Here is a 22,018-nt window from a genome sequence, read left to right as displayed (position 1 = left end):
TATTCGTCGTCAAGCTGAATCAGTCAGGGATTGTCGCACGCTTTGCCCGGTCACCTGCAGGTCTGCGGGTTCCCGGCGACCGATGTACGGTGGCCCTGAGCGTCAGAATTTCCCAGCATTCCACGCTTTGGGCCAGCAAATGGCCACAACCCCTGCAATGGGTCTGGATCTGACTACAATCGGGACGCATGGCTCCAAACACCAGGCGTGAGGTATCCGTGCAGACCGTTCAGGATCATGTTGGCGGCAAGAACAACAATCTCAATCTGATTCGCATGATCGCGGCGCTCGCCGTGGTTTTCAGCCACAGCTTCGCCATCTCCAGCGGCACCCCCACGGCGGAGCCCGGCCGCGAGAGCCTGGGCATGACCCTCGGCGACATCGCGGTCGACATCTTCTTCATCACCAGCGGTTTTTTGGTCACCAAGAGCCTGCTGAGTCGCGCCGACATCATCGATTTCGTCTGGGGCCGCGCCCTGCGGGTGGTGCCGGGCCTGCTGGTGATGCTCATGCTGACGGTGCTCGGCCTCGGCGCCTGGCTGACCCGGGCGCCGCTGCAGGACTACCTGAGCGACGGCGAGACCTGGGTCTACCTGCTGAAGAACACCGGTCTGATCGCCGGCGCCGAATTCGACCTGCCCGGCCTGTTCGAGGGCAATCCGTTGCAGGCCGTCGTCAATGGCTCCTTGTGGACGCTGCCCTTCGAGGTGGGCATGTACGGCGCCCTGGCGCTGCTCTGGCTGGCGGTACTCTGGCTGCGCTTGGACAACCGTCACTTCCAGCGCGCCATCCTGCTGTTCGCCGCGGGCGCCGCGCTGTTCAAACTGTTCGCCCACTACTTCTTCGCCAGCGAATCGCACCTGCTGCGGCTGTTCCAGATGTTCTTCCTCGGTGGCGCCTTCTATGTGTTGCGCGCCTATATCCCGCTGTCACGCGCCGCCTTCATCGCCGCCGTGGCCTTGTTGGCGGTGGCTATGCCGGACCGCGACAGCTTCTTCCTGGTCTACAACCTGGTGCTGGGCTACGTGCTGCTTTACCTCGCCTTCGTCCCGGCCGGGCGCATCCGTGCCTTCAACGAGGTGGGTGACTACTCCTACGGCCTCTACATCTACTCCTTCCCGGTGCAGCAGACCCTGGCCGCGGTGATTCCCGGCATCGAGGCCTGGACCATGGTGATCCTCTCCATCGGCATCACCCTACCGCTGGCGGTGGTGTCCTGGTACCTGGTGGAGCGCCACGCCCTGGGCTATCGCCAGGCCTGCGCCCTGGGCACCAAGGCGGTGTGGAGCCGCCTGGTGCCGACCTCGCGGGTAGGGTAGGGCAGGCGGCACGGGCCCCCGTGGGCCGACGCCGGTCGAAGCCCTCGTCGCTCACGCTTCGCCCGCGCGGCCATCGGCGAATGCGCGCGTCCGTTCGCGCCGCGCTAGATCGGCAGGCGCAGTAGTTCCAGGGTCCTCTGCATAACCTGGGCATGAGCCTGGGCACCACCGGCCTCCTGCTCGATACGCCCCAGCTCGGCTGAGGCCTCCACCACCAGGCTGGCGCGGTCGTAGTGACGACCGGCATAGGCGCTCAAGGCATCCGCCAGCGAGTGATGGCGTCGCAGCTCCTCGGCCAGGATGATCGCGCCTTCCATGGCGATGCCGGCGCCCGAGGCCAGTTGCGGTGTGGTGGCGTGGACCGTGTCGCCCAGCAGGACCAGCCGTCCGCGGTGCCAGGGGGCGGGGATCATATGGCCGGCCAGGGGACGATAGAGCAGCTGAGGGTCGGGTAGACTTCCGTCCAGCAGGCCACGGCGGATATCGGCCAATTCCCCGCTGAAAGGCGTCAGCAGTTCGGCGAGAATCTCCGGCCAGACCGCGGGCGGAATGAATTCCTGCCCGTCGCGTCGCTCCAGCAGGTAGAGATAGCAGAGATCCGGGCTGATGGGGTTGACCCCTGCCTTGATCCGGTCGCTCAGGTACATGGTGGAGTTCTCGTGCAGTCGCGGCACGATGAGCCGCCAGCAGCCCTGTCCGGTGAACACTGGGCCGGCGAAGTCCGGCAGCACCAGGCGGCGTAGCGCGGAATTGACGCCGTCGGCGCCTATCACCAGATCGTAGCGACGCTCACTGCCATCGCTGAACAGCACGTCCACGCCATCCGCGTCCTGGGTAAGACGTTCGAAGCTGATGCCGAGCCGGACGGTGGTACCCGCGGCGCGGGTGGCGGTGGCGAGAATCTCGGCCAGCACCGGGCGCGGGATGCCGGCCGCGCTGGGCAGATCCTCGGCACCGACGGCAGGAGCGAGGGGCACGGTGCGGAGCAACTCGCCCTGAGCGTCGCGCAGATCGATGGCGCGCCACCAGCCGCCGCGGCGCAAGACCTCGTCCACCACGCCGATCTCGCGCAATGCGCGCAGGCTGGGTCCGCTGATGGTGATACCGGCACCGTCCGGCGCCCAGGCAGGATTGATCTCGACCAGTTCCACCGCGATGCCTTGCTTGCGCAACTGGATCGCGGCGCTCATGCCGCCGATCCCGCCACCGACGATCAGCGCGTTCTCGATAAGAGCCATGATGCTTCTCCTGTGGATCAGGCGACGACGCCACCCAGCCGTTCGGCCAGCCAATCGGCGATGAGGTTGCCGGCGTTGTTGGGGTTATCCAGCGAACTGTGCTCGACCCCCCCTTCGCGCGCGGTGAACACCAGCAGTTCCCGGTCCGGGCTGTTCACCAACTGGTCATAGGTACGCTGGGCGTAGTGCAGCGGAATCTGCCGGTCGTGCTCGCCGTGGGTGACCAGGAAGGGCACCCGGATACGGTCCAGGATGCCGTCCAGGTGCATGGCTTCGGCCTTGGTCAGGAAGTCGTCGAGATCCTTGGCGCCGAACACCCATTGCACGTGCTGCCAGTAATGGGGCACCGGATTCTCCCCCTCACGGCGCCGCCGCGCCTGCTGCACGGCACGCCAGTCGTGATTGGCGCCCCAGACCGCGCCACAGGCGAAGCGCGGTTCGAAGGCTACCGCCCGTGGGCAGTAGTAGCCGCCGAGGGAGACGCCGAGGGCGCCGATGCGCTTCGCATCCACTTCCGGATGGTCTTCCAGCCAGTCGACGATGGGCGAGGCCCAGGCTTCGCTGTCGAAGCGTGCCGGCAAGCCGTGCAGGCGCAGGGCCTCGCCGGTCCCCGGCTGGTCGACGAACAGGGCGGACAGCCCGCGCTGAGGGAAATGCCGCCCCATGACGCTCTTCTGCAGCATCTCCTTGGTGCTGTCGAGGCCGTTCATGATCACCACGATGGGCGCCTTCGCGCCAGGCGGCAGGCCCTCGGCGCGTACGTACAGGGCACTGAGGTGCGCGTCGCCATAGGGGATCTCCACGCGCTGGCAATTCTCCCGGCCGAGCTGCCGGGCGCGTTCGAACAATTCCAGCGAGCGCTGGTACAGCGCCAGGCGATGCGCGAAGCCGTGAGCCTGCATCCGCTCGGCAATGCCGTAGTAGAGCGCCGCGCGACCCAGCTTTTCACCCGCCGACAGGCGACGGCCACGCGCCAGGTCGTCTTCGGAGAGCTGCAGCAAGCGGTCGGCGCCGTCTTTCCAGGCCGCATAGAAGGCCTCGGTGCCGGGATCGTCGCCACCCAGGGCGGCATCGCGCAGCGGCGCGCACATGGCGTCCACTTCACCGATGTTACCGCCATGGGTCAGGGCGATCATCGTCGAGAGACTCCAGACATAGTTGGAAGGAAAGTACTGGAACATGGGATCGACCTCGTACAGGCAAAAGGCTAGGAAGAAGGTGGCGATTTACGGGTGGGGTCGGGTAGCTCGGTGGTAATCCAAACGGTTCCCTCGGCGTCCACCCGCGCCGGAATCTCGGTCAGGTAGCGACCGACGCAGGGACCGGCGAAGCAGCGGCCGCTACGCAGCTCGAAATGCGCCGAGTGGGCATAGCAGACGATGTGCTGGCCATCGGCCGAGAGGAAACGGTCGCGCTGGTACTCCAGCGGGCGATGGTTGTGCGGACAGTCGTTGAGCCAGACGAAGACCTCGTCGCCGCGGCGGATGGCGAACACCCGGTCATGGTGACCTTCGCGCAGCAGACCGCGGGCGCCTTGATCGGGCAGTTCGTCGCGGTGACAGAGACGGCGTTCGTTGACCATGTCGGGGTCTCACTCGCCCGGCGCCCATTTGTCACGGCCCTCGAAGAGGAAAATCTGCGAATTGTCCGCGCCGGGGTCCAGGGCGCGCGGTACCCAGCTGTCGTCGTGATGGTCCATGTCGGCGTCGAATTCCATGGCCGCGCCGAAGGGACTGTTGAAGTACCAGAAGAAGTTGCTGCCCATGATGTGGCGGCCCGGTCCCCAGAAGCTCTGGTAGCCCTTCTGCTGGAAGCGCCAACCCTGCTGCAGGACCTCGCTGGCCGAGCCGAAATGGAAGGTGAAGTGGTTGCAGCCGACCATGTGGGCGTTGTGGCTCTGCAGCATGAACAGCGTGTGGTGTTCCTGAGTACCGGCAGGCCGCAGGAAGGGCCCCAGACCGTTGAAGCGATCGGTGACCACGAAGCCCAGGCGCCGGTAGAAGGCCTCGGTTCGGGCGACGTCTTCGACGAAATAGACCACGTGGGACAGCGAGCGCGGCTTGATCTCCGCGGCGGGGTCCGCGGCGCAGTCGTTGGGCGCCCGTCCCGGCGCCTGGCCGGGTACGTTGAAGCCCAGGTAGGGGGCCTGAATCGGCTGGCGCCTGGACAACTGGAAGGCGATGGCGAAACCCGCGTCGTCCAGGCAGTGCAGGCTGCCGTCGGCGCCGACGCTGACCTTGCGATCGGTGCCGAGCAGATCCTGCAGGGCCGCCAGGGTGGCCTGGTCGGCCACGCCGTAGTGGGTCTCGCGCAGACAGGGCGAGTGGGCGCCAGGCGGCAGCGGCGGCAGGCCGGGATGGTTGCTGTGACGGACGATCATCCCCGTGCCGTCCAGGGCGAGATAGGTGCCGCCGACTGCGGGGTCGTAGTCCTGGGCATCCAGCCCGTAGTCCAGCAGGTACTGGTGAGCGGCAGCCAGATCTTCGACGCCGAACGTCAGGTATTCGAGACCGGTGATGTGCATGGCGATGTCTCCAGGGGCGGCCTGGCAGAACGGCCAGGCGAGCGGGCAGGAAAACCCGGCGGCGAGCTCAGGGCGGACCGGGTTGGGTTTTCGAGTTCGAGTCAGGCGAGGCGGGTGCGTGGTGACGGCTCAGGGCGACGGCGCACCGCCAGGGTTCAGGGCGGCGGTGAGCCGACGATGGCAGGGGCGGGCGCGAGGCGGAGCGAAGGGCGCTGGAACATGGCGTTGTCTCGATGTGGTTCTTGTTCTGAGTGCCTTGGCAGGTGTGGCCAGGACTGTTTTCAAGAAACTACGCAGCGCCGAGTCATTCGAGAAATTTTAATTTGGCATACGAAGCATCCGTTTGGTGGATGCCTCGCGATGATTCAATTACCAAGGTGCACCTCGGGCAGGGCGGCGGCGCTTTCGGCGATCAGCTCGCGCAGCCAGTTCAGTCCGGGGTCGTGTTGCTGGTGACGGTTCCACTGCATCGCCATCACCAAGGGGGGCGCATCCCAGGGCACCGGCAGGATCCTGAGCGGCAATTCGCGGGCGCATTGTTCGGCCAGGCGCAGGTGGATGGTGGCGACGCGGCGGGTACCGGGCAGGAAGGTCGGCATCTTGCTGAAAGCATTGGTGATGACTTCCGCGCGGCGCTCGAAGTTGTAGCGATTGAGAAACCACTCATCCACGGACGGGATGCGCTGTTGACCCCAGCGGGCCAGCACATGGCCCAGTTGCTTGTATTGCTCGAAGGACAGGCTTTCGCCCACCTCTGGATGGTCCCGGCAGACCATGCAGACGAAGCTGTCCTCGAACAGGATCTGGCTGGGGTGCTCCTCGGTCAGGTGGGTAGTGGGGAGCACCAGCAGATCGACGTGGCCCCGCTCGATCATCTCCCGCGGATTGTCGTTGGGCGGGATCATCTCCAGGCAGGCATGCGGGGCGAGTTCGTTGAGACGTCGGCTGACCTGGGGCAGCAGCACGGTACTGATGTAGTCCGAGGCCATCAGCACGAACTTGCGCTGTGCCTGTGCCGGGTCGAACTGGTGGCGATTGTCCAGGGTTGAACGCATCTGGATCAGCAGGTCGCGGATCGGTTGGCTGAGCGCCTCGCCCTTGGGCGTGCGGATCATCTTGCGCCCGTTCTGTACCAGCAATTCGTCCTGGAAGTAATCACGCAGCCGGGCGAGGGCGGCGCTGGTGGCCGGTTGGCTGAGGAACAGCCGCTCGCCGGCGCGGGTGATGTTCTGCTCGACCAGGAGCGCATCGAGCACCACCAGCAGGTTCAGATCCAGACCATAGAAACGCATGGGCTACTCCTGGCTCCGGTGCGGTCCGGGGCTGTTGTTGTGAGAGGCGGGGCGCCTGGGACCAATCCAGCGCGCTTATGCCTCGTATGTCAACAAACGATTTCTCAAATACCTGCGGGCTGCATACCGTCGAATCACAGCCGCTGTCGCGGCGGACAACAAGAATAATTTGGGAGCTACCCATGACGCCGTTCCGTCTCTCGCGATCCCTCGGCGGGTCGTTCGCCACACGCCATCCCTACCCTGTGCGAGCGACCGCGCAGCCTCGCTAGACCCCCGTCGCTCCGGCGACCTCCTGCCGTGTCGCGGCCCCTGCGCCCGACGTCCGGCCCAGCATGAGACCTCAGCATGGCAAGCAATCCCCTCAAGGGCTGGCAGGTCGACCGCGCCAGCATCCAGTTCATCGGTCGCGACCTGCAACGCCCGGAATGCATCATCGCCCAACCCGACGGCACCCTGTGGAGTGCCGACGCCCGCGGTGGCGTGATGCGCATCGATCCGGACGGCAGCCAGCGGCTGCTGGCACCGACCGTTACGGACAGCGCCCCGGTGGACTTCCAGCAACGCTACGTGCAGTCCCAGGGCGCCTCGCTGCCCAATGGCCTGGCGCTGACCGCGGACGGCGACTTCATCATCTGCAACTGGGGGCTGGACCGCATCGAGCGCCTCGATCACCACGGCCAGCTGACGGTGCTGCACGACCATCTCGAGGGTCGGCCGCTGGGCAAGACCAACTTTCCGCTGCGCGATTCCCGTGGGCGGATCTGGTTCACCGTCACCACCACCCAGCAGCCCTGGACCGATTCCATCAACTCGGGCGTGCTGGATGGCTACATCGGCGTGATCGACGAGCAGGGCATCCGTATCGTCGCCGAGGGCTTCGGCGGCACCAACGAGATCCGCTTCGACGATCGCGAAGAGTGGCTCTACGTGGTGGAGAGCAACGTCAGGCGCATTTCCCGGCTGCGGCTGCGCCCCGATGGCTCGCTGGGCGAGCGCGAGGTGTACGGCCCGGCCGAGCTGCCAGGCTTTCCGGATGGATTCGCCTTCGATGCCCACGGCAACCTCTGGGTGACGCTGGTAATGAGCGACCAGCTGATCGCCCTGACCCCCGAGGGCGAGGTGCTGACGCTGCTCGACGACGGCGATCCCCAGGCCACCGCGCGCCTCAATCGGCACTACGCCGACAAGACCCTGACCCCCGCCATCATGCAGGCCGCGCGCGGCACCCTGGCGCCCTGGCTGGCCAGCCTCACCTTTGGCGGGCCGGACCTGCGCACCGTCTACCTCGGCAGCCTGCAAGGCACCCGTATTCCCTATTTCCGCGCGCCGGTGGCGGGTCAGCCGCTGATTCACTGGCGCTAGTTTTCCTCACCTTTCCGAACAGGAGCTGCACATGATCCGGCAACTCAAACAGGACCGTCCTTTTGCGGCTTGGCCATCCAAGCGCTGTTTGCGTGACCGCACTCCGGTTGCGACACAACACTCCCTAACGGAGGTTTTGCCGTGAAATTCGCCTCGCTCAAGGATGGCAGCCGCGACGGTCGTCTGCTGCTGGTATCTCGTGATCTTCGCAAAGCGGTGTTCGTGCCTGCGTCGATGCCTCGGTTGCAGACCGTGCTGGATGACTGGGAAGCCTGCGCGCCTCGGCTCGAAGAACTCTATTCGGCGCTCAACGTTGGCCTCATCGCAGATGCTTTCGACTTCGATCCCCGCGCCGTCATGGCACCCTTGCCCCGTGCCTATCAGTGGGCGGATGCCTCCGCATTTCTCGCCCATGGCGCTCTCATGGAGCGGGCCTACGACCTGGACATCAAGAAGGACGCGGGTGTCCCCATCATCTATCAGGGCAGCGGCGACGATTTCTATGGGCCCTGTGACGACTACCCGGTGCCCGGCGAAGACCAGCACATCGATTTCGAGGGCGAGGTGGCCGTGGTCCTGGACGACGTGCCGCTGGGCGTCCAGCCCGCCGCCGCCGCTGGCCACATCCGCCTACTGATGTTGCTCAACGACGTCAGCCTGCGCGCCCACCTGTTCAAGGAAATCAGCATCGGCTTCGGGCCGCTGCGGGCCAAGCCGAGCACGGTGTTCGCGCCGGTCGCCATCACCCCGGACGAGCTGGGCGACGCCTGGCGCGACGGCCGGGTCCAGCTACCGCTGCGCGTGGAACTCAATGGCGAGCGCTTCGGCGAGCCCCATGGCGGCGAGATGGACTTCAGCTTTCCCGAACTGGTGATGCACCTGGCGCGCACCCGCCGGTTGCGCGCCGGGACCGTGCTCGGCTCGGGCACCTTTTCCAACCGCGACTATCGTCGCACTGGCTCGGCCTGCCTAGCCGAGCGGCGCGCCATCGAAAAGCTCGAGCAGGGCGAGTCACGCACGCCGTTCCTGAGCTTCGGTGATCGGCTGAGATTCGAGATGTTCGGCCTCGATGGCCAGAGCCTGTTCGGCGCCATCGACCACCAATTCGTTGCGGCGCCGCTGCCGTCGGAGGTGTGAGATGCATGTCCTCGTGACCGGTGCCGGCGGTTTCGTCGGCCAGTGCCTGGTAAGACGCTTGCTGGACGATACCGAGGCCTTGCCCTGGACGCGCCTGACGCTGCTGGACGTCCAACTGCCCGGCATGCCGAGCGATCCGCGAATCCATTCGATCACGGGCAGCCTGGCCGAGCCTGAGGTGCTGGCCGCAGCGCTCGTCCACCCGGCCGAGGTGGTGTTTCACCTGGCCAGCGTGCCCGGCGGGCTGGCCGAGCGTGACTATGCCCTGGGCCGCCGGGTCAATCTGGACGCCACCCTGGCGCTGTTCGAGGGCCTGCAAAGGCACACCCGGCCACCACGCGTGGTGTTCGCCAGCACCATCGCCGTCTACGGTCGCCTGCCGATGGCGCCCATGGACGAGGGGGCACCGTTGCGACCGCAACTGAGCTACGGCACCCAGAAGCTGATCGGCGAGTTGCTGCTCGATGACTTCTCCCGGCGCGGCGGCCTGGACGGCATCGCCCTGCGCCTGCCCGGCATCGTGGCGCGACCGCCGCAGCCGTCCGGCCTACTGTCGGCTTTCATGAGCGACCTTTTCTGGCGGCTGCGCGATGGCCAAGCCTTCGTCTGTCCGGTCGCGGCGGAAGGCACCGCCTGGTGGATGTCGGCGGCGCGCTGCGTCGACAACCTGCTGCACGCCGCACGGATACCCAGCGCGGCCCTGGCCAAACGTCGGGCGATAACGCTGCCGGTGCTGCACCTGAGTCTCGGGGCGGTTGTTGAGGGGCTGTGCGCGCGCTTCGGCGAAGACCGTCGCCAACTGGTCAGCTACCGTCCCGATCCCGCACTGGAACGGGCGTTCGCCCGTTATCCCTCACTCGCTACGCCCGAGGCACAGGCTCTGGGGTTTCAACACGATGGCGACCTGGCCGGACTGATCGAACGCACGTTGGACGGATGACCTCCGCGTCCGTGTATTCGCCAAACAACAAGAACAACTCATGGAGAACACAAATGACCGCCTCCGCTCGTTCCGGCTCTTCCGTGGCTCGTATCGCCACCTATCTGTTGTTACTCATCAATTGCCTGGCGCCCATGGCGGCCATCGTGGTGGCGCCCAGCCTGCCGCAGATGCAGGCGCATTTCGCCGAGGTACCCAACGTACAATTCCTGGTGCCCATCTCGCTGGCTGTGCCTGGGCTGATGGTGGCCCTGCTGGGGCCCGTGATGGGCATCTTGGCTGACCGCCTGGGCCGCAAACGTCTGCTGCTGATGGCCATGGTGGGCTATGGTTGCATGGGCGTACTGCCGCTGTTTCTCGAATCGCTGCACGCCATCATCGTCAGCCGCATCGTGCTGGGTTGCATGGAAGCGGTGGTGGTGACCATCAGCACCACCCTGATCGGTGATTACTACAGCGGCGCGCTACGGCAACGCTACCTCGCCCTGCAAACCACCTTCGCCGCCAGTTCCTCCATCCTCTTCTTCATGATTGGCGGTATCTTGGGCGAACTTGGCTGGCGCATGCCGTACCTGGTCTACATAGTCGCCTTGGTCATGGCAGTGTTCGCCTATTTCCTGCTGTGGGAGCCGCAGCGCCAGACCTCGGCCGCCGCCGACGCCCAAGAATCTTCGCAGGAGGCCAACGTCTTCCGGCCCGCGCTCTTGACGGTGGTCTGCCTGATCACCTTGGTAGGCGGTGTGGCCTTCATGGTGTTGCAGATCCAACTGGCCTATCTGCTGCGCGACATCGGTCAGGCATCGCCGAGCACCGCCGGTATGATCGCCTCGGCCTGCAGCGTGATGATCGTGCTGGGCACGCTCAGCGTGCACCTACTGCTGCGCCTGAAACTACGCATCCCGCATTGCCTGGCCATTGCGTTCGCCCTGATCGGCTGCAGTTTCCTCTTGGTGCCCTGGGCCGACCGGGTTTCCTTCATGCTGCTGATAGCGCTGGTCAACGGCCTGGGCTGCGGCCTGATGCTGCCGAGTCTGGCCATCTGGAACATGCGCGAATTGCCCTGGCAGCGTCGCGCCTTCGGGACCGGTGCCTGGTATGGCAGCTATTCGCTGGGCGCCTTCCTGAGTCCCATCCTAGTGGTCGCGGTTACCGCCCATACCCAAGGTCTGGCAGCCACCGTGGGCCTGGCAGCCTGGGTCCTGCTACCGATGGCGGTCGTCGCCTTGCTGTGTGCCTTCTGTAGCCGGCCGCGGATCGGCTTTCCCTTCGCCGCTCGCAATGTCAAGGAGGCCTGAGATGGCTGCTACCGAACGTGGCCGGCTCGCCGGCAAGACTGCCCTCATCACCGGCGTGGGCAATGGAATCGGGCAGGCCTGTGCACTGCTGTTCGCCCGCCAGGGCGCCCGGGTATTGGGCTGCGATCGCGACACTGCAGCCGCCGAGCAAACACTTGCCCTGGCGCGGGCAGAGGGGCTGCAGAACCTGGCCATATACACCTGCGACCTTACCCAGCCGGCCGCGGTAAAGGCATGGATCGAGTGGGCCTGTGCCCAGGGCGACGGCGGCTTCGACTGTTTGGTCAACGCCGCAGCCTTCGGTGCCTTCGCCTGGATCGAAGACATGGATTACGAAGCCCAGTGGCGGCGGACCCTCACGGGTGAGTTGGACATCGTCTTCCTGGTCTGCCAGGCCGCCTGGCCGGTGCTCAAGGCACGCGGCGGCGGGGTGGTCCTCAACTTCGCCTCCGCCAATGCGCGGATGGCGCTGGAGGGCTCGCCCGCGCTTGCCCATTGCGCCGGCAAAGGCGGGGTGCTGGCCATGACCCGCCAGCTGGCGATGGAGGGCGGGCCGTACAACATCCGCGCCAACACCCTGTCCCCCGGGCTGATCGAGACGCAAGCCACGCGGGCTCATATGGCACGAGATCCTGAGCTGCGTCCTACGGCGCTCAGCCGTCAGTTCCTGCGCGAACGGCTGGGCATGCCGGAGGACGTCGCCTGGGCGGCAGTCTTTCTGGCGTCTGACGAGGCCGTCTGGATAACCGGGGCCGATCTGGCGATAGACGCTGGCGCCACTGCCGGTTGAATCAAGACGTTCAACTTTTCCCGCACAGGCATCTGGCGATGCCGCGGGTAACTGTGTCCGCAATAACAACAACAAAGGATGTCGACATGAACAACATTCATGGCAAGTTTCTCGTTCTCTCCCTGGTGCTAGCCGCGCTTCATTCCGGAACGGCATTCGCCGCCGATCTGGATCAGGGAGGGCGTCAGCAGCTGCCCTCCAGCACCGACGACAGCCTGCCTAACGAACGGATGGGGCCGCGGGTACTGTTCGTCGAGCCGCGGCAACCCGCGCCCGCCGGCCGATTGCTGGAGGAGCAGGGCCGCTGGCTCAAGGAGCAGGGCATCAGCCCCCATCTGGACATGACTCAGCTCTACCTTGCCAACCCCAGTGCAGGCCTCGACACCGGTCGGCATGAAACTCTGACATTGTTTGGAATCGGTGCCGACTTTGACATGCAAAAGCTCGCCGGCTTGCCCGGCGGCATTGTACATTTCATGCAGCTCTATGTGCCCTGGGCCTCGAACCTCGCCTACGGCACCCAGGTTGGCGACGCGCTGGCGGGCAAGCCATCACCCTATATTCCCCGCGTAAGCCATCTGACGCTGTTCACCTATGAGCAGCGTCTGCTGGACGACCGTCTGACCCTGGAGGCGGGCAAGAGTAACGCCGGCACCTATTTCGCCCTGCCGCTGTGCAATTTGCCCTACGGCTGCGTGAGTCCATCAATCCTGCAGGACACGGCCGGCATCAACCCGCCACCCTATGCCAACTGGGGTTTCCGCAGTGCCTACGATTTCACCCCGCAGTGGCGTGCTCAGCTGGGCACCTGGCGTAGCTACAACGCCTATCCTTTCACCAATGACTGGGAGCGGCGGGAGGGGGACATGGGCGGGTCGTTGAGCACCATCTACTTGGGCAACATCGCCTACCGTACCGACTTTTCGATGAGCACCTATCCCACCTCTTTCGAGCTGATGGGGTTCTATAACAACCGTCGACAAAACGATCCCTATTACACCGTCGATGGCACTTCCCGGGTCACCAGCCAGGCTGCACCCGCTACCCACGACGGCGTCAGTGGCTTCTATGTAGGCGCGAAACAGACCTTCTGGCGCGCCGATGGCGGTCAGCCTGGGGTACGCAATCCTACCGCCCTAAGCGTCCATGGCAGCCTCTCCCACGTATTCGAAGAGGAGACTGCCAGCGGTGTGGCCAATCAGGCCGATCTGGGTCTGATTCTATCGGCGCCGTTCCGCAGCCGACCGTTCGACAGCTATTCCATCAAGGCCAGCTGGGCGCAGCTCACCGATCACCAGCAGCGCTTCCTCGAAGACGCCCACGCCGTGAGCAGTGGCGGCGGCGATTATCGGCCGGGACGCGATGAATACGCGCTCTCCCTGGACGCTAACTTCGTCCTGACCGACAGCATCGTGCTCAGCCCCTACGTGACCCGCACCTTCCACGGCAGCAGCTACCTCAATCCTGTCAGTGGCGACAATCCACGCGACGGCTACGCCTTCGGCGTGCTGCTGCATGTGCAATTCGACCAGCTGCTAGGCCTGAACGGCCTGAAATGAGGAGGATGAGGCCATGACTCCATGCCACTCCCGACTCGCGGTAGTGACGGGCGCGGCGAGTGGCCTGGGTCAGGCCTTCGCCCTGCAGCTGGCGTCCGCCGGTTTCGCGCTGGCGCTCGCCGACAGAGTCGCCGCCGATGCTACCGTCGCCACCATCGTCCAGGCCGGCGGCTCGGCCTGGGCGCAGCGTTGCGACCTGGCAGATCCCGCGGCGGTGGATGCCTTCGCCTGCAGTGTGCTGGAGCGCTTCGGTCGCTGCGACGTACTGGTCAACAACGCCGCCGTTACGCCACTGCGCGATTTGGCGCAGACCGATCTGGCCACCTGGCGACAGACCCTGGCGATCAATCTGGACGCGGCCTTCCTGCTCAGCCAGGCCTTTGCGCCTGGTATGGCCACGCGCGGCTGGGGGCGGATTATCAATCTGGCCTCCAGCAATACCGGTCGTCCACAGAAGTGCTTCCTGGCGTATATCGCCAGCAAGGGTGGCGTGATCGGATTAACCCGCGCCCTGGCGGCGGAACTGGGCGACAGTGGCATTACCGTGAACGCCTTGTCACCCGGGCTGATCCGTCATCCCGGCAGCACCAAGGCCCTGCCGGCGCACTCTTCGAACGGGTCCGCGACAGCCAGTTGATCCCGCGAACCGGTGCGCCAGAAGATCTCTGCGGTCTGCTCGCCTTCTTGACCTCCGATGCCTCTGCCTACATCACGGGTCAGGTGTTCAATGTCGACGGAGGCTTTCTGTTCTAGGCAGATATCGAGTACACGTCAGGCGGACAAGGCACGAGGGCGACCGTGGCCTTCTCTGGCGGCAGTGAGTCCGTCAAGGGCGTAGTGCGAGCGTTTTGCCATCTGCGGCGGTCGTAACAAGGCATTGCTCATTCAAGGACGCCTTTTCCATGCTCGCCGCCCTCAAAGACGAAACCCTACTGCTAGTCGCCATCGGTGCCACGGTGCTGGCCTATGTGTTCGAGCACGCGCTGCTCGGCGGTGGCCAGACCCTGGCGCTGGTCGCCGCCGGTGGCCTGATCGCCGCCATCATCTGCGCCGCCATGCGCGTGGCCCACCACGCCGAATTGCTGGCGGAAAAGGTCGGCGATCCCTATGGCACCATGATCCTGACCCTCTCCGCCGTGCTGGTGGAGGTGATCATCCTGGCGATCATGATGAGCCACGACCATTCGCCGACCCTGGCCCGCGATACCATCTACGCCGCGGTGATGCTGGACATGAACGGCATCATCGGCCTGGCCGCCTTGCTCGGTGGCATCAAGCACGGCGAGCAGCCCTACAACGACGATTCCAGCCGCAGCTACGGCGTGATGATCATGACCGCGGTGAGCATCTCCATGCTGGTGCCGGAGTTCATTCCCTCGGCCCAGTGGCACGTCTATTCCTTCTTCACCATCGGCGCCATGGCCTTGCTCTATGCGCTGTTCCTGCGCATGCAGACCGGCCCGCACAGCTACTTCTTCAGCTACAACTACCCAGAGAAGAAGCGCAAGCGCCCGGCGGCCGAGGGGCAGGGCGAGGCGGGCGGCCATGGCGAGAGCAGTGCGGCGCTATCCATCGGCCTGCTGATCGTCGGTATCGTCGCCACCGGCGCCCTGGCCGAGGTGATGTCCAAGTCCCTGGATACCGGCCTCGAAGGCCTGGCCGTACCGGCCCTGGTGCCCGCCTTGGTGGTGGCGGTGATCTCCGCCAGCCCCGAGATCCTCACGGCCCTGCGCGCGGCCATGGCCAATCGCATGCAGTCGGTGATCAACATCGCCCTGGGCGCCAGCCTGTCCACCGTGATCCTTACCGTGCCGGTGGTGGAAGCCATCGCCCTGTTCAATGGCCAACAGATTCAGATGGCCATGACCCCGGTGCAGACGGTGATGATGGCCGTGACCCTGATCGTCGCCGCCATCAACCTCAATGACGGCGAGACCAACGCCATCGAGGGCATGACGCATTTCGTGCTGTTCGGTACCTTCATCATGCTGACCATTCTTGGCCTCTAGGAAGCCCCATGATCGACAGCGAGATGATCAGCAATTACGGCTATGGCGCAGCCGTGCTCGGCGCGTTGGTGGAGGGCGACGGCGTCGCCATCCTGGCCGGCATCGCGGCGCGCCATGGCTATCTGCTGTTTCCGCTCACGGCACTGTGCGTGGCCCTGGGCGGCTTCATCGGTGACCAGACGCTGTTCTTTCTGGGGCGCCGCTATGGCGATGGCATCCTGCGCCGCTTCAAGCATCAGCAGCAGCGCATCGACTGGCTGCGCAGCCGCATCCATCGCCACGAGGCGCTGTGGATCATCGGTATCCGCTTCGCCTACGGTTTCCGCCTGATCGGCCCGCTGCTGATCGGCGCCAGTGGGGTAAGGCCGCGGCGTTTTCTGTTCTACAACGTGATAGGGGCGCTGCTCTGGGGCTTTCTCATGACCGGGGTCGGTTACCTGGTGGGCGAGATCCTGCGCGATTTCTTCGCGGAGCATCATGTGTCGAAGCGGTGGTTCTTTGCGGCGGCGATCTGTGTGGTGGTGTTGTTCGTGGGGGTGCGCGCCGTTTTGCGGCGGCGGGAGGGGTTGTAGGGGGAGGGTGGTTGCGTAGGTTGGGTTGAGCGCAAGCGAAGTCCAACAATTCGGAAGTTGGCCGAGATACCTTGGTTTACTGTTGCCTAAGCTCTTTATCGCGCTCTGCTGATGCTTCTTATTTCGCCTGGCCGGCGACTTACTTTTCTTTGCTTGCGGATCGCCGCCCGGTGCAAAGAAAAGTAAGCAAAAGAAAGCACACCCCACGTTTCGGCCCTCCGCTGCGCTCCGGGTCCCCTCGCTCCGGCGTCGCTCCGGGGGCACGGCACGAAGGGGCTTCCTGCCCCTCGCGCCTTGCTCGGCGTCCTGCCTCGCATCCCCCTGCGCAACACCTACACTCGGCCTCACTGACGGGGACGGGGCGCCAGCCTGAGACTACGGTGTTTACAGGCAAAGCCCGAGCGATTCGTAGCGTGGAGAACCGCGCAGCGTTTTCCACTGCTGGCATCTAAGCCATCAGTGGACAAGGCTTCGCCGTTGTCCACGCTACGGGCTCTTCAACCAACACTTTCAGGCTGGCGAATCGCCCCGTTTCAGGAGGGCGAACGCCGGTGTCGTGGAGTGGGTCGAGCCGCATGGATGCGGCGAGAGGTCCAGTGGGCCATGGACGGCCCATCTGGACCGGCCCCGGAACGGCGCTGGCGTGAGCGGACCCGCAGCGCAGCGGAGGGCCGGATGTCCGGGGCAAGCGTTTTTGCTTACTTTTTTCGCGACTGAAAAAAGTGAGTCGCCCGGGTGGGCGAAACAAGAGCCATCAGAGCACTCGATAATCAGCTAGAGCCAGGTGTTGGGCTTCGCTTGCGCTCAACCCAACCTACCGCCCAAGTCCTGCTTCAAATGAAAAAGGCGCCCTAGGCGCCTTCTTCAAACCAACCCAACCCCCAGGTCAGACCTTGACGATCCAACCCTCCGGAGCCGGCTTGTCACCGGTCTGGATACCGGTCAATTCCTCGTACAGCTTGCGCGTCACCGGGCCGACCTCGGTCAGGCTGTGGAAGACATGCAGCTTTTCACCGTACTGGATGCCACCGATGGGGGTGATCACCGCCGCGGTGCCGCAGGCGCCGGCTTCGACGAACTGGTCGAGTTGGTCGATGAAGACGTCGCCCTCGACCACTTCCAGGTTCAGCCGCTCGCGGGCCAGGTCCATCAGCGACATGCGGGTCACGCCCGGCAGCACCGACTCGGAACGCGGGGTGACGAACTTGCCGTCGCCGGTGATGGCGAAGAAGTTGGCCGAGCCGACTTCCTCGATCTTGCGATGGGTCAGGGGGTCCAGGTAGATGCAGTCGGCGAAGCCTTCGGCCTTGGCCTGGGCGCCGGGCATCAGGCTCGCGGCATAGTTGCCGCCGACCTTGGCGGCGCCGGTGCCCTGGGGCGCGGCGCGGTCGTAGCTGGAGATGACGAAGTTGTGCGGGGTCATGCCGCCCTTGAAGTAGGCGCCGACCGGGATGCCGAACACCACGAAGTGGAATTCGGGGGCGGTGCGCACGCCGATGTTGTCACCCACGCCGATGACGAAGGGACGCAGGTAGAAGGCGCCACCGGTGCCGTAGGGCGGAATCCAGGCTTCGTTGGCCTTGACCACCTGCTGGCAGGCGTCGATGAACAGTTCGGTGGGGACCGGCGGCATCAGCAGGCGGGCGCAGCTCTTGTGCATGCGTGCGGCGTTGCGGTCGGGACGGAACAGGTTGATGGAACCGTCCTGGCAGCGGTAGGCCTTGAGGCCTTCGAAGCACTGCTGGCCGTAGTGGATGGCCGTGGAGCCTTCGCTGATGTGCAGTTGGTTGTCGCGAGTCAGCTCGCCGGGTTGCCAGCTGCCGTTGCGATAGGTGGCGATGAAGCGGAAGTCGGTCTTGATGTAGTCGAAACCGAGGGTCTTCCAATCGATATCCGCAGCGCTCATAGATCCTCGCAGTGCTCTCCGGCGCCTCGGCCGGTCGTTTCAGGGGGGTGGCCGTACGCCTCGCCGGCGACGGTTTAAGGGGTGGACGAAGGAGAACTCATCCTCAGACTGTGAAAGATACCGCTTATCCGGACCGGCGGGGGCACCTTTCAGCCAATCGGGTCTCCAAAGCGTGACGCTGGCCCTTTGCCGCCTCTGGCCGTTGCGTCAGGCTGGGGAGGTGGGGTCGCCACCAGGAGTGGGTTTTGAAAACAACGATGGCGTTGCTGGGTGCGCTCACCCTGCCAGCGCTTCCGGTGCAGGCCGCCGGAATCTTCACCGATGGCTTCGATACGGCGCTCAATCGCCGGGTCATCGAGTGGCGCGGCGCGCCCTCGCCCCAGGGCATCGTCTTCAGCGTGATCGCCAGCCAGTTCAAGACCAGCGCCGGCCACGCCACCACCGATTTCCGTACCCAGCTGTCCACCTTCGGTGACAAGGTGCGCTTCCATGGCTGCAGTGCCAGTCGCTGGGAAATGAACGGACGGCTCTACCTGCCGCTCAAGGGCCAGTACCGCATGGCCGGGCTGGACGAGCGCTACGGCGAATACTTCGTCGCCCAGCCCACGCGCCAGGACCTGGAATGGGTGGCGCTGAATACCCGGGTCACCTATCGCCTCTGCCGCCTGCGCGAGACCCTCTCCGCCGAGGATCTGCAGGGCCTGCGCTGGGTATTGCGAGCGGCGGAGGCGAACTAGGCAATTTCTAGCCGGCCAGGGCCTGCAGCCCATTCCAGGTGGCGGGTGCCTCGCCCGCCACGGCCTGGACCAGCGCGGCCTTGAGCCGGCAGTCGGGCAGGGCGCGGTGGGTGTCCTGCACCGTGATGCCCTGGTTGCGGGCGGCCATGGCCAGGGATTTGCGCCGCCAGCCATCCTGGCTGCGGCTGTCCAGGCTCGGTTCCTGCCAGAACTGGGCATAGAGTTGCATCAGGCAGTGCAGGCGGGTGCCGTCCACCAGTTGCACCGGTGGCGTCTCCCGTTCCAGTTCCGGCGGCAGCGCCAGGCCGTGCAGGCGAGCGTTGTGCGACAGCAGCCGGTAGTCGAAGGCCATGCCGTAGGCCAGCACGGTACGGCCCTGCAGCAGGGGCCAGAGCCGGGCGAAGACCTCGGGGAAGGTCGGCGCCTGGGCCAAGTGGGCATCGGTCAGGCCGTGGATGAGGGTGGCTTCGCGCGGGACGGCGATGGTGGGGCGCACCAGGGTGTCGAGCAGCACTCGACCACTCAGGGTCATCACCGCCACCTCGATCAACTGGGCGTCCTCGCCGAGACCGGTGGCCTCGGTGTCCAGCACCAGGACATCCTGCTCCATCCAACGCCGGGCCTGCTCGCGCACGAGGGCTTGCTGGGCGTTGTAGCGGGGAGGGGCCGCGAGGGGGATGGACGAAGACAACGAATTCATGACACTGCCTGAAACGGTAAAAGGATACGCCCAGTAGCCGAAGGAGTCGGCTCTACGACGGGTGTGGCCATTCGATGCAAGATCATCGCCACAGGACACAGACCGTTTGGCCGGGCCGACGAGCGGAGTATTGGGCGCACTGGGGTCGCCCCTGGCGAGCGGCCTTGCGAGAATGGTGCCCTGAGTGATGAGAGGAGCGATGGCTGTGGCTGCCGCCCAGGGTTTTCTGCTGACACGCCTGTGGCGCGAGACCGCCAGTGGGTTGGAGCTGGTGTTCTGGTTCGCCACCGATGCCGGTCCGCGAGAGCTGCGGATACCGGCACAACAGGCGGTGGCCTTCGTGCCCGCCGAGCGACGAGCGGACATCGAACGGCTATTGCCGCACGAGGTGGAGCTGCGCGAACTGGCGTTGCAGGACTTCCAGCGGCGCCCCGTCCTGGGGCTCTATGCGCCGCGCTATCGCATCCTGCGCGACCTGGAGCAGCGTCTCGCCGCGCTCGGTATCGAGGTCTATGAGGCGGATATCGCCCCGGCGGATCGCTTCCTCATGGAGCGCTTCATCACTGCGCCGGTGCAGCTGCCGCAGACAGGCGAACGCGGTACAACCCCGTTGCGCCCCGCGCCCGACTACCGCCCGCAGTTGCGCACCCTGTCGCTGGACATCGAGACCAGTGAGCGCGGCGAGCTCTACAGCATCGGCCTGCACGGCTGCGGCCAGCGCCAGGTGTACATGCTCGGTCCGCCTACCGGCGAAGAGGTAGCTCTGGACTTCGACCTGGAATATGTCGCCGACCGCGCCACCCTGCTCGAACGCCTCAATGCCTGGCTGGCGCGCCACGATCCCGACGTCATCATCGGCTGGAGCGTGCTGCAGTTCGACATCCGCGTGCTCCACGAGCACGCGCGTAAATTGGGCGTGCTCCTGCACCTGGGGCGCGGGGCACCCGAGGATGATCGCTACGAACCCGGCGGCCAGGGGCGCCAATTCTTTGCCCTGCTGGCCGGGCGGCCGATCATCGATGGCGTGGAGGCGCTCAAGTCGGCGACCTGGGTGTTCCCCTCCTACAGCCTGGAGAACGTCTCCCGCACCCTGCTGGGCGAAGGCAAGGCCATCGACAATCCCCACGACCGCATGGCCTCCATCAACCGCATGTTCGCCAGCGAGAAGAGCGCCCTGGCGCGCTACAACCTGGTGGACTGCGAGCTGGTTACCCGCATCTTCGAGCAGACCGAGCTGCTGCGCTTCCTGCTGGAGCGGGCCAGCGTCACCGGCTTGCCGCTGGAGCGCCACGGTGCCTCCATCGCCGCCTTCTACCACCTCTATCTGCCGCTGATGCACCGCCAGGGCTTCGTCGCGCCCAACCTCGGCGCCCAGCCGCCCGAGGCCAGTCCGGGCGGCTTCGTCATGGATTCGCGGCCCGGGCTCTACGACTCGGTGCTGGTACTGGACTACAAGAGCCTCTATCCCTCGCTGATCCGCACCTTTCTCATCGACCCGGTGGGGCTGGTGGAGGGCCTGGCGACGCCCGAGGACGAAACCGTGCCGGGCTTTCGCGGGGCGCGCTTCCATCGCACCCGGCACTGCCTGCCGGAGATGGTGGCGCGGGTCTGGGAAGGGCGCGATGCGGCCAAGCGCGCCGGCAACGCGCCCCTGGCCCAGGCGCTGAAGATCATCATGAACAGCTTCTACGGGGTGCTGGGCACGCCGCACTGCCGCTTCTTCGATCATCGGCTGGCCTCGTCCATCACCCTGCGCGGCCATGCGGTGATGCACCGCACCCGCGAGCTGATCGAGGCGCGCGGCCATCGGGTGATCTATGGCGATACCGACTCCACCTTCGTCTGGCTTGGCCGTGCCCACGACGAAGCCGAGGCCGAGCGCATCGGTCGCGAGCTGGTGGCGGCGGTCAATGCCCACTGGCGCGAGCAGCTACAGGCCGAACTGGGGCTGGAAAGCCACCTGGAACTGCAATACGAAACCCACTTCGCCCGCTTTCTCATGCCCACCATCCGTGGCGCGGAGGAGGGCAGCAAGAAGAGATACGCCGGGCTCAGGCCCGGTGTGGACGGCGCGCCCGAGCTGGTGTTCAAGGGACTGGAAACGGTGCGCAGCGACTGGTCACCGCTGGCCCAGCGCTTCCAGCGCGAGCTGTACCTGCGCATCTTCACCGGCGAGCCCCATGTGGAGTACCTGCGCGACTTCGTCGCCCGCACCCGCGCCGGCGAATTCGACGACCTGCTGGTCTATCGCAAGCGTCTGCGCCGGCCGCTGGACGAGTACCAGAGCAATGTTCCGCCCCAGGTGCGCGCCGCCCGGCTGTTCGAGGCGGAAAATGCCCGCCTTGGGCGGCGTAGCCAGTTCCGCCGCGGCGGCTGGATCAGCTACCTGATCACCACCGCCGGCCCCGAGCCGGTCGAGCTGCCCCATGCACCGCCGGACTACGACCACTATGTGCAGCGCCAGCTAGCCCCGGTGGCCGATGCCATCCTGCCCTTCGTTGGCGACCGCTTCGAGCGGCTGCTGGATCGGCAGTTGGGGTTGTTTTGATGGTAGGTGCGGTCCCGTGCTGGTGGCGGGTCTCGCGTAGGGCCTATCGCGGCCATGGGCCGCTCCTACGGGATATGAAGCCTTTGT

20 protein-coding genes are annotated in these 22,018 nt (G+C 65.5%); 13 read left to right on the top strand and 7 right to left on the bottom strand.

The genetic code is table 11. The features are described from left to right. Positions 1–218: 218 nt before the first annotated feature. Entirely contained in the window at positions 219–1,319 is a 1,101-nt protein-coding gene (locus CCZ28_RS12325) for an acyltransferase family protein (RefSeq protein ID WP_240795153.1), read from the top strand. Between the two features lie 104 nt (positions 1,320–1,423). On the opposite strand, the gene CCZ28_RS12320 is transcribed toward CCZ28_RS12325, so the two are convergent. From CCZ28_RS12320 to CCZ28_RS12300, 5 genes are all read right to left on the bottom strand, one after another. Then, entirely contained in the window at positions 1,424–2,557 is a 1,134-nt protein-coding gene (locus CCZ28_RS12320; RefSeq protein WP_140218405.1) for an FAD-dependent oxidoreductase, read from the bottom strand. Positions 2,558–2,574: 17 nt separating this feature from the next. Continuing rightward, complete coding sequence (locus CCZ28_RS12315) at positions 2,575–3,738, bottom strand: alpha/beta hydrolase family protein (RefSeq protein ID WP_140218403.1); 1,164 nt, start codon at positions 3,736–3,738, stop codon at positions 2,575–2,577. 26 nt (positions 3,739–3,764) lie between these two features. Further along, a complete protein-coding gene (locus tag CCZ28_RS12310) occupies positions 3,765–4,139 on the bottom strand; it encodes a Rieske (2Fe-2S) protein (RefSeq protein ID WP_140218401.1) in 375 nt (124 codons plus the stop codon). A 9-nt stretch (positions 4,140–4,148) separates the two neighbouring features. After that, positions 4,149–5,081 (bottom strand): VOC family protein, encoded by a 933-nt coding sequence (locus CCZ28_RS12305; protein WP_140218399.1) that lies wholly within the window; start codon positions 5,079–5,081, stop codon positions 4,149–4,151. A gap of 365 nt (positions 5,082–5,446) precedes the next feature. Beyond that, the gene (locus tag CCZ28_RS12300; protein ID WP_140218398.1) at positions 5,447–6,373 is read right to left on the bottom strand and encodes a LysR family transcriptional regulator; all 927 of its coding nucleotides are present in this window, start codon (positions 6,371–6,373) and stop codon (positions 5,447–5,449) included. Positions 6,374–6,721: 348 nt separating this feature from the next. Here CCZ28_RS12300 and CCZ28_RS12295 point away from each other — a divergent pair, with 348 nt between their 5' ends. From CCZ28_RS12295 to CCZ28_RS12255, 10 genes are all read left to right on the top strand, one after another. Continuing rightward, positions 6,722–7,738, top strand: coding sequence for an SMP-30/gluconolactonase/LRE family protein (locus CCZ28_RS12295; RefSeq protein ID WP_140218396.1), 1,017 nt, complete (start codon positions 6,722–6,724; stop codon positions 7,736–7,738). Positions 7,739–7,879: 141 nt separating this feature from the next. After that, the gene (locus CCZ28_RS12290; protein WP_140218394.1) at positions 7,880–8,875 is read left to right on the top strand and encodes a fumarylacetoacetate hydrolase family protein; all 996 of its coding nucleotides are present in this window, start codon (positions 7,880–7,882) and stop codon (positions 8,873–8,875) included. Position 8,876: 1 nt separating this feature from the next. Continuing rightward, a complete protein-coding gene (locus CCZ28_RS12285; protein WP_140218392.1) occupies positions 8,877–9,815 on the top strand; it encodes an NAD-dependent epimerase/dehydratase family protein in 939 nt (312 codons plus the stop codon). A gap of 53 nt (positions 9,816–9,868) precedes the next feature. Continuing rightward, on the top strand, positions 9,869–11,110 hold the full coding sequence (locus CCZ28_RS12280) for an MFS transporter (protein ID WP_140218390.1): 1,242 nt from the start codon (positions 9,869–9,871) through the stop codon (positions 11,108–11,110). A 1-nt stretch (position 11,111) separates the two neighbouring features. Beyond that, positions 11,112–11,900 carry an SDR family NAD(P)-dependent oxidoreductase gene (locus CCZ28_RS12275; protein ID WP_140218388.1) on the top strand — a complete coding sequence of 263 codons (789 nt, stop codon included), beginning with the start codon at positions 11,112–11,114 and terminating at the stop codon, positions 11,898–11,900. A gap of 86 nt (positions 11,901–11,986) precedes the next feature. Beyond that, positions 11,987–13,459, top strand: a complete 1,473-nt coding sequence (locus CCZ28_RS12270; RefSeq protein ID WP_140218386.1) for a carbohydrate porin — start codon at positions 11,987–11,989, stop codon at positions 13,457–13,459. 13 nt (positions 13,460–13,472) lie between these two features. After that, positions 13,473–14,096 carry an SDR family NAD(P)-dependent oxidoreductase gene (locus CCZ28_RS12265; RefSeq protein WP_205894575.1) on the top strand — a complete coding sequence of 208 codons (624 nt, stop codon included), beginning with the start codon at positions 13,473–13,475 and terminating at the stop codon, positions 14,094–14,096. Beyond that, positions 14,093–14,212 carry an SDR family oxidoreductase gene (locus CCZ28_RS24930; RefSeq protein ID WP_205894574.1) on the top strand — a complete coding sequence of 40 codons (120 nt, stop codon included), beginning with the start codon at positions 14,093–14,095 and terminating at the stop codon, positions 14,210–14,212. The genes CCZ28_RS12265 and CCZ28_RS24930 overlap by 4 nt, the downstream gene beginning before the upstream one ends. 149 nt (positions 14,213–14,361) lie before the next feature. Then, a complete protein-coding gene (locus tag CCZ28_RS12260) occupies positions 14,362–15,468 on the top strand; it encodes a calcium:proton antiporter (protein ID WP_140218371.1) in 1,107 nt (368 codons plus the stop codon). 8 nt (positions 15,469–15,476) lie between these two features. Next, positions 15,477–16,040, top strand: a complete 564-nt coding sequence (locus CCZ28_RS12255) for a DedA family protein (protein ID WP_140218368.1) — start codon at positions 15,477–15,479, stop codon at positions 16,038–16,040. Between the two features lie 886 nt (positions 16,041–16,926). On the opposite strand, the gene CCZ28_RS12250 is transcribed toward CCZ28_RS12255, so the two are convergent. Next, a complete protein-coding gene (locus CCZ28_RS12250; RefSeq protein ID WP_058760711.1) occupies positions 16,927–17,946 on the bottom strand; it encodes a branched-chain amino acid aminotransferase in 1,020 nt (339 codons plus the stop codon). Between the two features lie 245 nt (positions 17,947–18,191). Between CCZ28_RS12250 and CCZ28_RS12245 the strand changes: the two genes are divergently transcribed. After that, a complete protein-coding gene (locus CCZ28_RS12245) occupies positions 18,192–18,683 on the top strand; it encodes a hypothetical protein (protein WP_205894573.1) in 492 nt (163 codons plus the stop codon). Positions 18,684–18,690: 7 nt separating this feature from the next. On the opposite strand, the gene CCZ28_RS12240 is transcribed toward CCZ28_RS12245, so the two are convergent. Then, the gene (locus tag CCZ28_RS12240; RefSeq protein WP_240795152.1) at positions 18,691–19,383 is read right to left on the bottom strand and encodes a 3'-5' exonuclease; all 693 of its coding nucleotides are present in this window, start codon (positions 19,381–19,383) and stop codon (positions 18,691–18,693) included. A 205-nt stretch (positions 19,384–19,588) separates the two neighbouring features. On the opposite strand from CCZ28_RS12240, the gene CCZ28_RS12235 reads away from it, so the two are divergent. Then, on the top strand, positions 19,589–21,931 hold the full coding sequence (locus CCZ28_RS12235) for a DNA polymerase II (RefSeq protein WP_140221337.1): 2,343 nt from the start codon (positions 19,589–19,591) through the stop codon (positions 21,929–21,931). The last annotated feature ends 87 nt before the right edge of the window (positions 21,932–22,018 follow it).

This window comes from Pseudomonas oryzihabitans, from assembly GCF_006384975.1.
Taxonomy (GTDB): Bacteria; Pseudomonadota; Gammaproteobacteria; order Pseudomonadales; family Pseudomonadaceae; genus Chryseomonas; species Chryseomonas psychrotolerans_B.
The sequence above is the reverse complement of the archived record's forward strand: the minus strand, read 5'-3'. Positions and strand labels throughout refer to the sequence as shown.

Coding starts and splice junctions, on each gene's coding strand:
- CCZ28_RS12310 (WP_140218401.1), bottom strand. CDS start 4,139: ATGGTCAACGAACGCCGTCTCTGTCACCGCGACGAACTGCCCGATCAA.
- CCZ28_RS12295 (WP_140218396.1), top strand. CDS start 6,722: ATGGCAAGCAATCCCCTCAAGGGCTGGCAGGTCGACCGCGCCAGCATC.
- CCZ28_RS12240 (WP_240795152.1), bottom strand. CDS start 19,383: ATGAATTCGTTGTCTTCGTCCATCCCCCTCGCGGCCCCTCCCCGCTAC.
- CCZ28_RS12270 (WP_140218386.1), top strand. CDS start 11,987: ATGAACAACATTCATGGCAAGTTTCTCGTTCTCTCCCTGGTGCTAGCC.
- CCZ28_RS12285 (WP_140218392.1), top strand. CDS start 8,877: ATGCATGTCCTCGTGACCGGTGCCGGCGGTTTCGTCGGCCAGTGCCTG.
- CCZ28_RS12305 (WP_140218399.1), bottom strand. CDS start 5,081: ATGCACATCACCGGTCTCGAATACCTGACGTTCGGCGTCGAAGATCTG.
- CCZ28_RS12260 (WP_140218371.1), top strand. CDS start 14,362: ATGCTCGCCGCCCTCAAAGACGAAACCCTACTGCTAGTCGCCATCGGT.
- CCZ28_RS12250 (WP_058760711.1), bottom strand. CDS start 17,946: ATGAGCGCTGCGGATATCGATTGGAAGACCCTCGGTTTCGACTACATC.
- CCZ28_RS12280 (WP_140218390.1), top strand. CDS start 9,869: ATGACCGCCTCCGCTCGTTCCGGCTCTTCCGTGGCTCGTATCGCCACC.
- CCZ28_RS12255 (WP_140218368.1), top strand. CDS start 15,477: ATGATCGACAGCGAGATGATCAGCAATTACGGCTATGGCGCAGCCGTG.
- CCZ28_RS12275 (WP_140218388.1), top strand. CDS start 11,112: ATGGCTGCTACCGAACGTGGCCGGCTCGCCGGCAAGACTGCCCTCATC.
- CCZ28_RS12300 (WP_140218398.1), bottom strand. CDS start 6,373: ATGCGTTTCTATGGTCTGGATCTGAACCTGCTGGTGGTGCTCGATGCG.
- CCZ28_RS12315 (WP_140218403.1), bottom strand. CDS start 3,738: ATGTTCCAGTACTTTCCTTCCAACTATGTCTGGAGTCTCTCGACGATG.
- CCZ28_RS12265 (WP_205894575.1), top strand. CDS start 13,473: ATGACTCCATGCCACTCCCGACTCGCGGTAGTGACGGGCGCGGCGAGT.
- CCZ28_RS12320 (WP_140218405.1), bottom strand. CDS start 2,557: ATGGCTCTTATCGAGAACGCGCTGATCGTCGGTGGCGGGATCGGCGGC.